Below are 13,838 nucleotides of genomic sequence, written 5' to 3'. Positions count from 1 at the left end.
TCCGGGGCGGAGCTGGCGGTGACGATCCCGGGCCGCGTGGGCGCCCTCGAGGCGGTGGCGCGCGAGCGCGCGAAGCCCCTGCCCGTGGTCGATGCGGAGGCGCTGCCCGCCGCGCTCCCCAGGGCGGGCCCGGCGCCGCGCGAGGACGCGCCAGGGCTCGACACCGAGTGCGCTCTCCTCTATACCTCGGGCACCACGGGGCGGCCCAAGGGTTGCATCCTCACCAACCTCTATTACCTCAACGCCGGGGCCTGGTACCGCGACCTGGGCGGACGGGTCGCTTTCGAGCACGGGCGCGAGCGCTTCATGAATCCACTGCCGCTCTTCCACATGAACTGCATGGCGGTGACGGCCACGTGCGCCATCCTCACGGCCAACTGCCTCATCCTGCCCGAGCGCTTCAGCCCCCGCCGCTGGTGGCCCGACGTGGCCGCCTCCCGCGCCACGATCATCCACTACCTGGGCGTGATGCCCCCGCTCCTCCTCAACCAGGAGCCCGCGCCCGAGGAGCGCCGGCATCGCATCAAGTTCGGTCTCGGCGCCGGCGTCGAGCCCCAGCTGCACGAGCCCTTCGAGACGCGCTTCGGTTTCCCCCTGGTCGAGGTGTGGGGCATGACCGAGACCGGCCGCATCCTGGCCGATCGCGTCGAGCCGCGAGAGATCCACACGCGCGCGTTCGGCCGGCCCCACGGTGGGCTCGAGGCGCGCGTCGTCGACGAGCAGGACCAGGAGCTGCCCGCGGACACCCAGGGCGAGCTTGTTGTCCGCTGGGGCGGACCGGAAGGCGCCCGGCACGGCTTCTTCGCGGGCTATCTGAAGAACGCGGAGGCCACCGAGGAATCGTGGCGCGGGGGCTGGTTCCACACGGGCGATGCGGTGCGCCGGGACGCGAGCGGCATGCTCTACTTCGTCGACCGCAAGAAGAACATCATCCGCCGCTCCGGCGAGAATATCGCGGCGGCGGAGGTGGAGGCCTGCCTCCAGGCCCACGAGGCCGTGGCCCAGGTGGCCGTGGTCGCCGTGCCCGACGAGATCCGCGAGGAGGAGGTCATGGCCTGCGTGGTGGCCATGCCGGGCTCGGTGGCCGACGCGCGGCTGGCGAATGATCTCGCCGACTGGTGTCTCGGCCGGCTCGCCTACTTCAAGGCCCCGGGCTGGGTCCTCTTCGTCGATCGCTTGCCCACCACCGGCACCCAGAAAGTGCAGAAGACCCAGATCTTCCCTCCGGGCGAAGACCCGCGCCGGCGCCCCGGCTCCATCGACCTCCGCGCGCGGAAAAAGCGCGGCTGAGACCAAGTCCCCCTCACCCTGCCCTCTCCCCCTCCGGGGGCGAGGGATTAAATCGATTCCCTCTGCCCCGTGGAAGGGAAGGGATCAGAACGGCTCCCTCTCCCCCGTCGAGGGGGAGAGGGCAGGGTGAGGGGGCAAGCTCGGCGTGGCGGCTCAGTTCAACTTCACGATTTCGCCGAGGGCTGCCCGGAGATTCTCGCGCGCGCTGCCGAGATGCGGATGCACGGCGAGCGTGCGCCGGAAGAGCTCCGCGGCCTCGCGGAACTGTCCCAGCATGAGGTGGCAGAGTCCCTGGCCGGAGAGCGCGCCGAAGTGGTTGGGATTGCGCGCGAGCGTCTCCCGGCAGTCCGCGATCGACGCCGCGTAGTCCTGGGCCATATAGCGAACGGTGGCGCGCCTGTTCCAGCCTTCGGCGAAGGCCGGCGCCTCGCCGATGAGGCGCGTGAACGCCGCGTCGGCGGCGGGCAGGTCCTGGCGCTCCATCGCCTCGATCCCTTCCTGCAGGAGCCCGTCGAGCCTCGGATCGCCGGAGCGGTGCCACATCTGCCAGAGGACGGCCGCCGCGCGCGCCGCCTGAGCGACATCGTCGCCGCGCAGGGCCGCCAACGCCTCGCGCTCGGTCATTCTTGGAATTCTAGCACCGTCCTTGACCCCTCCCGTCCGCCAGACTAAGCTCTCGGCACTTCACGGAGGAAGCCGGCATGACGCATGGGGCACAGAAAGCGGACGGCGCCTGGATCGGCCGGCCGCTGAAGCGGCGGGAAGACCATCGCCTGCTCGTGGGGTCGGGGCGCTATGTGGACGACATCTGCCCGCCCGGCTGTCTCCACGTGGTGCTGCTCCGCTCGCCCCACGCCCACGCGCGCATCGCGAAGCTTGACGTCGAGCCCGCGCGGCGCGCCCCCGGCGTCGTGGCCGTCGTGACGGGGGCCGACGTGAAGCATCTGGCGCCGATGCCGGTGAACCGGCTCATGCCGGACATGCGCGTGCCGCCTCATCCGATCATCGCTGACGGGCGCGTCCACGCCGCCGGCACGCCCGTGGTCGCCGTGGTGGCGGACAGTGTCTACGCCGCGCGCGACGCCCTCGATCTGATCGGCGTCACGTACGACCCGCTTCCGGCGCTGCCCGATCCGGAGGGCGCGGTGGCCGAGGGAGCGCCCACGCTCTTTCCCGAGATCGAGCGGAACCGGTGCTTCACTCGCACGCTGCGCGAGGGTGACGCGGCGCGGGCGGTCGCCGGCGCGGCGCGCGTCGTCTCGCTCCGCGTGGTCCAGCAGCGGCTGTCGGCCGTGGCGATGGAGCCGCGCTCCGTGCTCGCCACCTTCGATGCGTCCACCGAGGAGCTGACGCTCTGGACGTCCTGCCAGGCGCCTTTTCGGGTTCGGGCCGAGGTGGCGCGGCTCCTCGATCTGCCTGAGTCGCGTGTGCGGGTGATCGCGCCTGATGTCGGCGGCGGCTTCGGCGTCAAGACAGGGCCCTACCGCGAGGAGGTCCTGCTCGGGTGGCTGGCCCGCCGGCTCGTCCGGCCCGTGAAGTGGGTGGCCACGCGGGGCGAGGACCAGATCACCACGAATCACGCGCGCGGCTCCGTCTGCGAGGGCGAGCTGGCCGTGGACGCCGAGGGGCATATCGCCGCCCTGCGTGCGCGCATCGTAGCACCACTCGGCGCGATGCTGATGAACGCCGCCGGCGGCTCGCCGTGGAACCACGCGCGTCTTTTGCCCGGCTGCTATGTCGTGCCGGCGTGCGACATTACCGTCACCGGCGCCCTCACCACGACCACGCCCGTCTCCGCCTACCGCGGCGCCGGCCGGCCCGAGGCCTGCTTCGCCATCGAGCGGCTTATGGACACGGCCGCGCGCGCGCTCGGGCTCGATCCCGCCGAGATCCGCCGGCGCAACTTCATCCCGGCCGAGAGCTTCCCGTTCCGCACGGCGACGGGGCAAGTCTACGACTCGGGCAACTACTAGCTGGCCCTCGAGCGCGCGCTCGCCGCCGCGGACTACACGGGGTTGCGGCGTGAGCAGGCGGGGCGTCGAGAGCGCGGGGAGACCGTCGGGATCGGCCTCGCCTCCTACGTCGAGCCGTGCGCGCTCGGCTGGGAGAGTGGCAGCATCAAGGTCGAGCGGTCGGGGCGGGTGACGGCCATCACCGGCTCGAGCGCGCACGGGCAGGGGCACGAGACGACGTTTGCCCAGATCGTAGCCGACCACCTGGGCGTCACGCCGGACGACGTGGTCGTGGTCCACGGGGACACGCGCTCGGGACCCGAGGGCTTCGGCACTTTTGGCAGCCGGAGCGTCGCGCTCGGCGGCAGCGCGCTCCAGCGCGTCGCCGTCGAAGTCCGCGAGAAGGGCCGGCGCATCGCGGCTAGGCTGCTCGAGGCCGCCGTGCCCGACGTCATCGGCGTCACCGGCGGCTTCCAGGTCACCGGCGTGCCGCAGCGGCGCGTGATGTGGCGCGAGGTGGCGGTCGCGGCCTACGCGGGCGGCCACGCCCTGCCGCAGGGCGATACGCCGGGCCTCGAGGCCGCCACGTACTTTCAGCCCGAGACCGAGGTCTGGACCTTCGGCGCGATCGTCTGCGCGGTCCGGATCGAGGCGGAGACCGGGCGGCTCGTCATCGAACGGCTGGTCTGGGTGGACGACGCCGGCACCATCATCAACCCGCTCCTTGCCGAGGGCCAGCTTCACGGCAGCCTCGCTCAGGGGCTGGGGCAGGCGCTCCTCGAGGCGATCGTCTACGACGGCGACGGCCAGCTCTTGACCGGCACCCTCATGGACTACGCGATTCCGCGCGCCGACGAGGTGCCGCATGTCCTCATCGAGAAGACCTGCACGCCCTCACCGCGCAACCCGCTCGGGGCCAAGGGCGTGGGCGAGGCCGGCTGCATCGGCATCCCGCCCGCGGTCGTCAACGCCGCGGTTGACGCGCTGGCGCCGCTGGGCATCACGCACCTCGACATGCCGCTCACCCCCGCGCGGCTCTGGACCGCGCTCCGGGACGCGAAGCGCTAGCTGCTTGAAGTGTGCCCCGAAGGATACGTCTTCGCCCCGAAGACGAACTGCGGTATTCTTTGTTACGAGGACAGCATCTCGAGGGAAACCATGGAGAGATTCGCATGATGCAGCTGAGCCAAGTCGTCCAGAGCGATCCAGACATCCTCGGTGGCACCCCGGTTTTTGTCGGCACGCGGGTCCCAGTGCAATCGCTCTTCGATCATTTGGAAGGTGGGGATACTCTCGACGAGTTTCTCCACCAGTTTCCGTCTGTGAAGCGCGAACAGGCCATCGCCGCGCTCGACCTCGCCCGCGCCTCGCTCCTGGCCGGTGCGCGTCCTTCTTGACGAGCACCTGCCCGTAGATCTCGCCCTGGAGCTCGCCGGCCACGACGTCGATACCGTGGTTGGACGCGGCTGGGCCGGCATCACGAATGGCGATCTCCTTCGCCGGATGAGCGGCGACTACGATGTCCTGATCACGATGGACCGCGGCATCGAGTTCCAGCAGCCCATCGCGGGGTTCCCATTCGGAGTCGTCATCGTGTATGCCGCATCCAACCGCTTGCAGCACCTCAGGCCCCTGGTTCCGGCGATCCTCGGGGCTATTGCTTCGACCGCCCCGGGCCAGGTTCAGCGCGTGGGGACCTAACCCCTGCTGGCCTCGAGGAGAGGGGTCAGGACACCTCCCTCAGCGCGAATACGTCCGCGGGTCGAGGAGATCGCGCAGGGCGTCGCCCACCAGGTTCAAGGCCAGCACGATCACGAAGATGGCGAGCCCGGGTAGTAGAACCACGTGGGGGCTCAGGATGACGAACTGCCGGCCCGTCGCCAGCATGCTGCCCCAGTCGGCCGTGGGCGGCTGAGTCCCCAGGCCCAGGAAGGACAGCCCCGCCGTCGCCAGGATTTTCGCGCCGACATCGAGACTAAAGGCCACCACGACTGGCGAGATGAGCTGCGGCACGATGTGGCGGACGAGGATCAGGCGGTCGGGGCTGCCGAGCGCGCGCGCGGCCTCCACGAACTCGCGCCCGCGGACGGAGAGCACGATGCCGCGCACGAGGCGGGTGTAGAAGGGGAAGCCCACGATGGCGATGGCGATCATGGCGTTGCGGAGGCCCGGGCCCAGGCCCGCCACGATGGCGATGGCCAGCAGGATGTACGGGAAGGCCATCAGGATATCGGTGAGCCGCATGATGACCGTCTCGGGCCAGCCCGAGTAGTAGCCGCCGAAGACCCCGAGCACCACGCCGAACAGCATTGCCGCGGCCGCGGAGGCCGCGCCCGCCAGGAGCGAGATGCGCGCGCCCCAGACGAGGCGCGAGAGGAGATCGCGGCCGAACTCGTCCGTGCCGAGGAGATGCCCGGGCGTGAGCGGTGGGCGCAGGCGGTTCGGCGTGTCCACGGTGTCGGGGTCGGCGAGCGGCAGGAGGGGAGCCAGGAGCGCCGCCAGGACTACGCCCACGATGACCAGCGTGGCGAGCACCGCCAGGCGGTTCCGGCCGAAGCGCCTACTCATACTGGATGCGCGGGTCGAGGTAGGCGTAGAGGAGATCGACGGCCAGATTGATCAGCACGAACGTCAGCGCGATAACGAGCACGCACCCCTGCACGAGGGGAAAATCGCGCGCGAGGATGCCCTGCACCATGAGGAGCCCTACACCGGGCCAGGCGAAGACCGTCTCCGTCAGCACGGCGCCGCCCAGCAGATAGCCCGCCTGCACGCCGACCACGGTGATGATGGGGATCAGCGCGTTCTTGAGCCCGTGGCGGAAGACGACGCGCCCTTCCACCAGCCCCTTGGCGCGCGCCGTGCGGATGTAGTCCTGGCTCAGGATGTCGAGCATCGTGCTTCGCGTGAGCCGGGCGATGATCGTCAGCGAGGCCGCGGCCAGCGTCACCGCCGGCAGGACGAGGTGCGCCGCCAGGTCGGCCAGGTCGCCGCCGCCGTAGGGCGCCCACATGCCCGAGGCGGGCAGCCAGCGGAGCCACAGCGAGAAGACCACCATCAAAACGATCCCAAGCCAGAAGACGGGCATGCTGGCGCCGAAGAGCGACGTGACGGTGCTCAGCCGGTCGAGGAGGGAATCGCGGCGCACGGCGGAGAGAACGCCCAGGACGATGCCGCCGAGCGTGGAGAGAAAGAGCGCGCTCGCCGTGAGCACCAGCGTCGCCTTGTAGCGGTGGAGCACCTCGTCCAGCACGGGGCGCCGCATCCAGAGCGAGCGGCCGAGGTCGCCGCGGGCGACATGGCTGACCCAGCGGAGGTACTGGATATGGAGGGGCTCGGTCAGCCCGAGCTCTTGGCGCAGGCGCGCCAGGTCTTCCTGCGTCGCCTGGGAGCCCAGCATGATCTCGGCCGGGTCGCCCGGCGAGAGGTGCAGGACCATGAAGACCACGATCGAGACGCCAAGCAGCACCGGCGCCAGCAGCAGGAGCCGGCGCGCGACGTAGCGCCTCACGGGCGCGGGCTCACTTGAGCGAGATCGTCTCCACGCGCAGGTCGAAGCTCGGGTGGAGCTTGAAGCCCTGCACGCGCTTGGCGAAGGCGGCGATCTGGATCTCGTGGTCGACGAAGACCCACGGCGCGTCGTCCACCAAGATGCGCTGGGCCTCGCGGTAGAGCTGGGCGCGCTTGGCCTGGTCGGTGGTGAGGCGCGCCTGCTGGAGCAGCTCGTCGAAGCGCGCGTTCTTGTAGAGCGCACGGTTCGGGCCGACGGGCGTCCACTGGCTGGAATGGAGCAGCGGGTACATGACCATGTCCGGGTCTTCCGTGCCCGCCATCCAGGACAGCGCGAAGAGCTCCTGCTCCTTCGAACGCAGCTTGGTCAGGTACGCGCCCCACTCCATCGTCTGGAGCGTCACGTTGACGCCGACGGCCTTGAGGTTCGACTGCATCACGGTGGACATGGCGACGGGCGCCTGCATGCCCGAGCCCGACTCCGGCACCCAGAGCGTGGTCGTGAAGCCGTTGGGATAGCCCGCCTCGGCCAGGAGCTTCTTCGCGCGCTCGGGGTCGTAGGGATAGGCCTTGAGCGCGGCGTCCGCGCCCCACGTGCCGGGCAGCACGGGGCCCTTCGAGAGCGAGCCCGTGCCCTTGAGCACGTCGCGCACGATCGCGTCCTTGTTGACGGCGTAGTTGAGGGCCTGGCGCACGCGCTTGTCGTCGAAGGGCTTTTTCTGGTTGTTCATGCCGAGGTACCAGACGTGCGCGCCCGTCTGCTTGAGGACCTTCACCTTCGGGTCCTTCTCGAGCGGGCCGACGAAGTCCGCGGGCACGCCGACGATCAGATCGAGCTGGCCCGTGAGGAGCTCCGTCAGGCGCGCCTGGTCTTCCACGATCGGCCGGTAGATGACGCGCTCGATCTTGACCGGGTACTTCCAGTAGCTCGGGTTCTTCTCGAGGACCACGCGCTGGCCGCGATCCCAGGAGGCGAAGCGGAAGGGTCCCGTGCCCACGGGATGGCTTGGATAGTCGGGGCCCCACTTCATCGCCGCCGTCGGGCTCACGATAGAGGCGGCGCCCGAAGTCAGGACGGCGAGGAAGGACGCGCGCGGCTCCTTGAGGAGGAAGGCCACGCGCTCGCTGCTCAGCACCTCGACGGCCTTGACGTTGCCGAAGAAGTAGTTGGCGAAGGGGTACTTGCCGAGCTTGTAGGCCGGGTGCTCGGTGTTGATCTGGCGCTCGATGGAGAACTTGACGGCTTCCGCGTTGAGCGGCGTGCCGTCGTGGAACGTGACGCCGCTCCGGAGCTTGAAGGTGTACTGGAGGCCGTCCTTCGAGATCGCCCACGACTCCGCGAGGCCCGGCACGACTTGTGTGCTCTCATCGGGGAAGGTCACGAGGCCCTCGACGATGCGGCGGCCCACGCGGTTCGAGTTGAGATCGGTCACCTGCGCGGGGTCGAGGTTCACCGGCTCGGCGACGAGCCCGACCAGGAGCGTGCCGGCGGGTTGTGCTCCAACCGCCCCGGAGATGAGGCCAAGGGCCAGCGCGAGAGTGGCGATCGAAGCGAGCGCGCGACGTGCTGTGGTCATCGAGATCCTCCGTCCCGGGTCTTCTTCTTGGGCAGCACCTTGAGCGCGTCCTCGCAGGCCTCGAGCGTCTTGGTCACGTCGTCCGCTCCATGCACGAGCGACATGTACATCTTCTGCGTGTTCTTCACCACGCCGCGCTTGATCAGCTCGGTGGTGAAGGCCTTGGCGAGCGCGCCGTCCGCCTTCTGGACCGAGCGGTAGTCCACCACGGGCTCATCGGTGAAGAGGACGTCGAAGACCACGGGCTCGCCCACCACCTGGGCGGGCAATCCCGCCTTCTGCACGAGCTCGCCCAGGCCGGCCATGAGGCGCTTGCCGGTGGCGAAGATGGTGTCGTACGCGCCGGGCTTGCGCAGTTCGGCGAGCGTGGCGAGGCCGGCCACGGCGGCAATCGGGTTGCCGTTCAGCGTGCCGGACTGGGAGATGAAATCTCCCTTGCCGTCGTACTCCGGGTCGAACGGGCGCATCAACTCCTCGGGGCCGCACACGGCGGCCAGCGGGAAGCCGCCGCCCACGATCTTGCCGACGGCGGCGAGGTCGGGCACGACGCCGTAATACTCCTGGGCGCCGCCGTAGGCCAGGCGAAATCCCGTGACCACCTCGTCGAAGACGAGGAGCACGCCGTGGCGGCGGGTGATCTCTCGCAGCCCCTGCAGGAAGCCGGGCTGGGGCGGCACCAGGCGCTGAAACGGCTCGACGATGACCGCGGCCAGCTCGTCGGCGTGCGTGGCGATGATGCCCTCCACCGTGCCGAGATCGTTGAACGGCGCGATCAGCACCTCGGCCTCGAGCGCGTGGGGGATGCCGGACGAGTCGGGCACGGGAGCGGGGAAGGCTTTGGGCGAGCGCGGGGCCGAGCTCATCATGGAGTAGTCGTGGGCGCCATGGTAGCCGCCCTCGAACTTCAGGATCTTGTCGCGCTGGCGATACGTGCGAGCCACGCGCAGGGCGAAGAAGGTGGCCTCCGAGCCCGTGGAGGTGAAGCGCACCTGCTCGGCGCACGGCACCGCCTGGCAGATCTCCTCGGCCAGCTGGATGATGGGCTCGTTGACCATGAAGTACGTGGTGCCGCCCTCGATCTGCGCGCGCACCGCGGCGACCACCGCCGGATGCGCGTGGCCGAGGATGAGCGGGCCCGAGGCGAGGACGTAGTCGATGTACTCGCGCCCGCTCACGTCGTAGATCTTCGAGCCCTTGCCGTGCTTGACGACGAAGGCGGCGTCCTCCGCGTACCGGGACGTGCCCAGCACGCCGCCGGGCAGGCGCCGCTTGGCGTGCTCCAGCAGTTCGGTTTCTCGGGCGGATCGGGTTCTCGTCGTCTCGGCCATGGTCTACCTCCTCTGAGGGGGGCATTCTATGCCGTCTTTCCCTGAAACGCACGCCCCAACACCATCTGACGCCTCTGCTATCATGCCGGCCATGTTCCTGATCGGCATCGACGTGGGCGGCACCTTCACCGATCTCACCGCGATCGACGAGGCCACCGGCCGCGTGGTGGTCACCAAGGTGCCGTCGGAGCGGCGCCGCGAGGCGGCGGCAGTCCTCACCGGCCTCCGTGCCCTGGGCATCGAGAGCCGCGACGTTCGGCGGGTGGTCCACGGGACGACGGTCGGCACCAATGCGGTGCTCGAGCGCCGGGGCGCTCCCGTCGCGGTCCTCACGACCGCGGGCTTCCGCGACCTCATCGAGATCGGCCGCACCAAGCGCAATATTCCCGCGCTCTTCGTGCCGACCTTCGTGCGCCCCAAGCCGGTGGTCGACCGCAAGAGCCGGTTCGAGGTGACGGAGCGGCTCAACGCCGACGGCTCGGTGCTGGTGCCGCTCGACATGGCGAGCGTGGACCGCGCGCTCGACGCCGCCCTCGCCACCGGGGCCGAGGCGGTGGCCGTCTGCCTGCTTCACGCGTATCTCAACCCGGCGCACGAGCACGCGATCGCGGACGCGGCGAAGTGCAAGCGCCCCGGCCTGCCCGTGTCCTGCTCGGCCGACGTCGTGGCGGAGTACCGCGAGTTCGAGCGCTTCTCGACCACGGTCCTGAACGCCTACCTCCAGCCGTTGATGGACGTCTACCTCGCCGGGCTCGACGAGCGCCTGCTCGCGGCCGGCTACACGCATGGCGTCCTCACCGTCGGCTCCTCCGGCGGCATGATGACCACCGAGACGGCGCGGCGCCTGCCCATCCGGACCATCTTCTCCGGGCCCGCCGGCGGCGTGAGCCAGGCCTGCCACCTGGGAGCGGTCACAGGGATTCGCGATTTCATCACGTACGACATGGGCGGGACCTCCACCGACGTCTGCCTCGTCCGAGACCTCACGCCGGTGATGACCTCGGACAGCATGGTGGGCGCCTTCCCCGTCAAGGTGCCGCAGATCGATATGCACACCGTGGGCGCCGGCGGGGGCTCGATCGGGTGGCTCGATCTTGACGGGAGCCTCCAGGTCGGCCCCAGGAGCGCGGGCGCGTCTCCCGGGCCGGCGGCGTACGGTCTCGGCGGTACGGAGCCCACGGTCACCGACGCGAACGTGGTGCTGGGGCGCATCGGGACGAGCCGGCGGCTCGGCGGCAGCATCACGATCGACCCCGGCCGGGCGCGCGAGGCCGTCGCCGCGCTGGCCCGCCGCATCGGAGGACTCGACGTCGAGACGCTGGCCGAGGGCATCATCCGCATCGCCGTGGCGCGGATGACGTCGGCCATCCGCGAGATCTCGATCCAGCGCGGCCACGACCCGCGCGACTTCACCCTGATCGCCTTCGGCGGCGCCGGCCCCATGCACGCGATGGCCCTCGCCGAGGAGATCGGCATCCCGCGAGTCCTGGTCCCGCGCTATCCGGGAAACTTCTCGGCGTTGGGCCTCCTCGCCTCGGACATCAAGCACGACGACGTCCGGACGCGCGTCGGCCCGCTCCGGGAGCGGGCGTTGGTGGTCAACGCGCTGTTTGCCGAGATGGAGACGGGGGCGCGACGTCAGCTCGAGCTGGAGGGCTTCGGCCCGGAGGCGCAGCGGGTGCTCCGCTCGCTCGACCTGCGCTACCGCGGCCAGGCGTTCGAGTTGAATATCGGCGCGGCAAGTGATCTCGACAAGGCCGCGGGCTTGGAGGCGATCGAGGATGCCTTCCACCGGGAGCACCGGGCCGTGTACGGCCACGAGAACCGCGCCGGGACGATCGAGCTGGTCAACGCGCGGCTCACCGCCTATGGCTTGGTCGCCAAGCCCGCCGCCGATCGCTACCGGAGCGCCAGCGCCTCGATGGACCAGGTGTTGATCGAACGGCGCCCCATATGGTTTGGGGGCGCGCCCGTGGACTGTCCCGTCTGGGAGCGGGAGCGCCTGCCCGAGCGCGCGCGCCTCGCCGGCCCTGCCATCGTGGAGGAGTTCGGCGCGACCACGGTGCTGCTCCCGGGCTGGGCCGGCGCGGTCGACGCGCACGGCAACATCATGCTCGAGCGGGAGGCCGCGGGATGATCAATCCCATCACCCTCGAGGTCCTGCGCGAGACCTTCGTCTCGATCGTGCGGGAGATGCGCGTCACCCTGGTGCGCACTGCGTACTCGTCCATCCTCTACGAGGGCGAGGACTTCTCCTGCGTCCTCATGGACGGCCACGCCCAGATCGTGGCCATGTCCAAGGGCCAGGACCACCCGCTCCACATCGTGCCCATCGCATGGTCGATGCACGCGGTCCGCGAGAAGTTCGGCGACGACATCCACCTTGGCGACATCTTCCTGCACAACGATCCGTATACCGGCGGTACCCATCTGAACGACGTGGCGATGATCTTCCCGCTCTTCGCTCCCGGAGAGAACGGCGCCGCCGAGCTCTTCGTCTTCCCGGTGGTGCGCGCCCACTGGGGCGACGTCGGCGGGATGAGCCCGGGCAGCCTCTCCGGCGGGGCGACGGAGATCTTCCAGGAGGGCGTCCGCATTCCCCCGATCCGGATCGTGGACCGGGGCCGCCCCAACGACGCCGCGCTCGAGCTGATCTTCGCCAACATGCGGGGGCTCCGCGAGAGGCAGGGCGACTTCCAGGCCATGATCGGCACCTGCCGGAAGGCGGCGGAGCGCATCGAGGCGCTGGCCGCGCGCTACGGCGCGGCGACGGTGCGCGAGGCCGTGGCGGAGCTGATGGACCGGGCCGAGGCGCGCATGCGTCACGCCATCGGGGAGCTGCCCGACGGCACCTACGTCTACGAGGCGCACCTCGAGAGCGGGCGCGAGCGGCTCGAGCCGCTCACGGTGCGCGCCCAGGTGATCGTCGCGGGCGATGCCATCACCGTCGACCTCACCGGCACGTCACCGCAGACCGCGGGGCCTACTAACGTCGGCCCCGCCATGGCGCCGACGGGCGCGTTCACCATCATCAAGTCCTTTCTCGACCCGGGCAGCGACGTCAACTCGGGCGCCTTCCGCCCGCTCACCGTGATCACTCCGCCCGGCACCATCGTCAACGCCAACCTGCCCGCGCCCTGCGGCGGCATGGTCGAGGTGAAGTACTGCGTCGAGACGGCGGTGATGGGCGCGCTCGGCCAGGCCCTCGGCGGCCGCGTGACCGGAGATCTCAAGGGCGGCGGCAACCACTGCTATGTCGGCGGACCCGACCCGCGCACCGGCGAGACGTTCATCTTTTACGAGTATCCCGCGGGCGGGACGGGCGCCCACGCGGACGGCGACGGCAACAACTCCGTGCGCACGTGGACCGAGAGCGACATGACCACGCTCCAGCCCATCGAGGCCGTGGAGCAGCTCTACCCGGTGCGCATCGAGCGCACCGCGCTGCGCGAGGACTCCGGCGGGCCCGGCCGGTGGCGCGGGGGCTTGGGGCTCAGGCGCGAGGTGCGCATCCGGACGGCGGGCAGCAAATTGTCCGTCCTCGCCGAGAAGGCGGTGCTGCCGCCCTTCGGCGTGAGCGGCGGCGCGTCAGGCGCGACGAACCACTTCTGGGTGCGCCGGGGAGATCGCGCCATCGAACCCTCGCCGCTGCCGGGCAAGGTGGGCGGTTTTCCCATCGAGCCTGAGGACGTGGTGGTGATGGACAGCTCGGGCGGCGGCGGATTCGGCGACGCTCTGACGCGCGATCTCGATGCCGTCACCGCGGACCTCGCCGAGGGCTACGTCACCCCCGCGGCGGCGGAGGCGATCTATGGCGTCGTGTTTCGCGACGGTGCGATCGACGCCGAGGCGAGCGCCCGGCGCCGCGCCACGCTGCGCGACGCGCGGCCGCGAGTGCGGCTCGCCGCTGTGCCGGGCCTCGAGACCGAGCGGGGGCGGGCCATCCGTCTCGACTCCGGCACCGCCGCGCATCTCGGTGTGGGCGGGGGGGCCGTGGTCGAGCTGGTGAACCCGGCGGGCGCTCCGCTACGGGCCTGGGTCGAGAGCGTGGTTCCCGGCGACGGCCGCGTCGCCCAAGTGCCGCCTGTCGCCTTGCGCATGCTCGCGCTGGCCGAGGGAGCCGAGGTCGAGATACGCGCTGTCCACAGCGGGACGCTCGGCGGCCCCGCGAAACGCTGAGG

Annotated in this window: 10 protein-coding genes and 1 pseudogene; 6 read left to right on the top strand and 5 right to left on the bottom strand. The window is 70.4% G+C overall.

What is annotated here, in order from left to right:
* Window positions 1-1,290: AMP-binding protein (locus tag Q7W02_05815; GenBank protein ID MDO8475703.1), on the top strand; the 1,290-nt coding region annotated here is incomplete at its 5' end.
* Window positions 1,291-1,443: 153 nt separating this feature from the next.
* Here Q7W02_05815 and Q7W02_05810 read toward each other — a convergent pair.
* Window positions 1,444-1,914, bottom strand: a complete 471-nt coding sequence (locus Q7W02_05810) for a tetratricopeptide repeat protein (protein MDO8475702.1) — start codon at window positions 1,912-1,914, stop codon at window positions 1,444-1,446.
* Window positions 1,915-1,991: 77 nt separating this feature from the next.
* Between Q7W02_05810 and Q7W02_05805 the strand changes: the two are divergent.
* The 3 genes and pseudogenes from Q7W02_05805 (at window position 1,992) to Q7W02_05795 (ending at window position 4,943) form a co-directional block, all read left to right on the top strand.
* A pseudogene (locus tag Q7W02_05805) lies at window positions 1,992-4,310 on the top strand (xanthine dehydrogenase family protein molybdopterin-binding subunit).
* A 104-nt stretch (window positions 4,311-4,414) separates the two neighbouring features.
* Window positions 4,415-4,639, top strand: coding sequence for a DUF433 domain-containing protein (locus tag Q7W02_05800; protein ID MDO8475701.1), 225 nt, complete (start codon window positions 4,415-4,417; stop codon window positions 4,637-4,639).
* Window positions 4,623-4,943 (top strand): DUF5615 family PIN-like protein, encoded by a 321-nt coding sequence (locus tag Q7W02_05795; protein MDO8475700.1) that lies wholly within the window; start codon window positions 4,623-4,625, stop codon window positions 4,941-4,943. The genes Q7W02_05800 and Q7W02_05795 overlap by 17 nt, the downstream gene beginning before the upstream one ends.
* Before the next feature lie 39 nt (window positions 4,944-4,982).
* Here the strand turns inward: Q7W02_05795 and Q7W02_05790 are convergent, their stop codons facing one another.
* From Q7W02_05790 to Q7W02_05775, 4 genes are read right to left on the bottom strand one after another with little or no spacing between them, the layout of a single operon-like run.
* A complete protein-coding gene (locus Q7W02_05790) occupies window positions 4,983-5,810 on the bottom strand; it encodes an ABC transporter permease (GenBank protein ID MDO8475699.1) in 828 nt (275 codons plus the stop codon).
* Complete coding sequence (locus Q7W02_05785; GenBank protein ID MDO8475698.1) at window positions 5,803-6,753, bottom strand: ABC transporter permease; 951 nt, start codon at window positions 6,751-6,753, stop codon at window positions 5,803-5,805. The genes Q7W02_05790 and Q7W02_05785 overlap by 8 nt, the downstream gene beginning before the upstream one ends.
* A gap of 10 nt (window positions 6,754-6,763) precedes the next feature.
* The gene (locus Q7W02_05780) at window positions 6,764-8,329 is read right to left on the bottom strand and encodes an ABC transporter substrate-binding protein (protein ID MDO8475697.1); all 1,566 of its coding nucleotides are present in this window, start codon (window positions 8,327-8,329) and stop codon (window positions 6,764-6,766) included.
* Window positions 8,326-9,657, bottom strand: a complete 1,332-nt coding sequence (locus Q7W02_05775) for an aminotransferase class III-fold pyridoxal phosphate-dependent enzyme (protein MDO8475696.1) — start codon at window positions 9,655-9,657, stop codon at window positions 8,326-8,328. Before Q7W02_05775 ends, Q7W02_05780 begins: the two co-directional genes overlap by 4 nt.
* A gap of 82 nt (window positions 9,658-9,739) precedes the next feature.
* On the opposite strand from Q7W02_05775, the gene Q7W02_05770 reads away from it, so the two are divergent.
* Complete coding sequence (locus Q7W02_05770; protein ID MDO8475695.1) at window positions 9,740-11,794, top strand: hydantoinase/oxoprolinase family protein; 2,055 nt, start codon at window positions 9,740-9,742, stop codon at window positions 11,792-11,794.
* Window positions 11,791-13,836, top strand: coding sequence for a hydantoinase B/oxoprolinase family protein (locus Q7W02_05765; GenBank protein ID MDO8475694.1), 2,046 nt, complete (start codon window positions 11,791-11,793; stop codon window positions 13,834-13,836). The genes Q7W02_05770 and Q7W02_05765 overlap by 4 nt, the downstream gene beginning before the upstream one ends.
* Window positions 13,837-13,838: the final 2 nt, after the last annotated feature.

The sequence above is a fragment of the Candidatus Rokuibacteriota bacterium genome, from assembly GCA_030647435.1.
Classification (GTDB): Bacteria; Methylomirabilota; Methylomirabilia; order Rokubacteriales; family CSP1-6; genus AR37.
This window is presented reverse-complemented; position numbering and strand designations above follow the sequence as displayed.

Coding starts and splice junctions, on each gene's coding strand:
- Q7W02_05800 (MDO8475701.1), top strand. CDS start 4,415: ATGATGCAGCTGAGCCAAGTCGTCCAGAGCGATCCAGACATCCTCGGT.
- Q7W02_05810 (MDO8475702.1), bottom strand. CDS start 1,914: ATGACCGAGCGCGAGGCGTTGGCGGCCCTGCGCGGCGACGATGTCGCT.
- Q7W02_05780 (MDO8475697.1), bottom strand. CDS start 8,329: ATGACCACAGCACGTCGCGCGCTCGCTTCGATCGCCACTCTCGCGCTG.
- Q7W02_05770 (MDO8475695.1), top strand. CDS start 9,740: ATGCCGGCCATGTTCCTGATCGGCATCGACGTGGGCGGCACCTTCACC.
- Q7W02_05765 (MDO8475694.1), top strand. CDS start 11,791: ATGATCAATCCCATCACCCTCGAGGTCCTGCGCGAGACCTTCGTCTCG.
- Q7W02_05775 (MDO8475696.1), bottom strand. CDS start 9,657: ATGGCCGAGACGACGAGAACCCGATCCGCCCGAGAAACCGAACTGCTG.
- Q7W02_05790 (MDO8475699.1), bottom strand. CDS start 5,810: ATGAGTAGGCGCTTCGGCCGGAACCGCCTGGCGGTGCTCGCCACGCTG.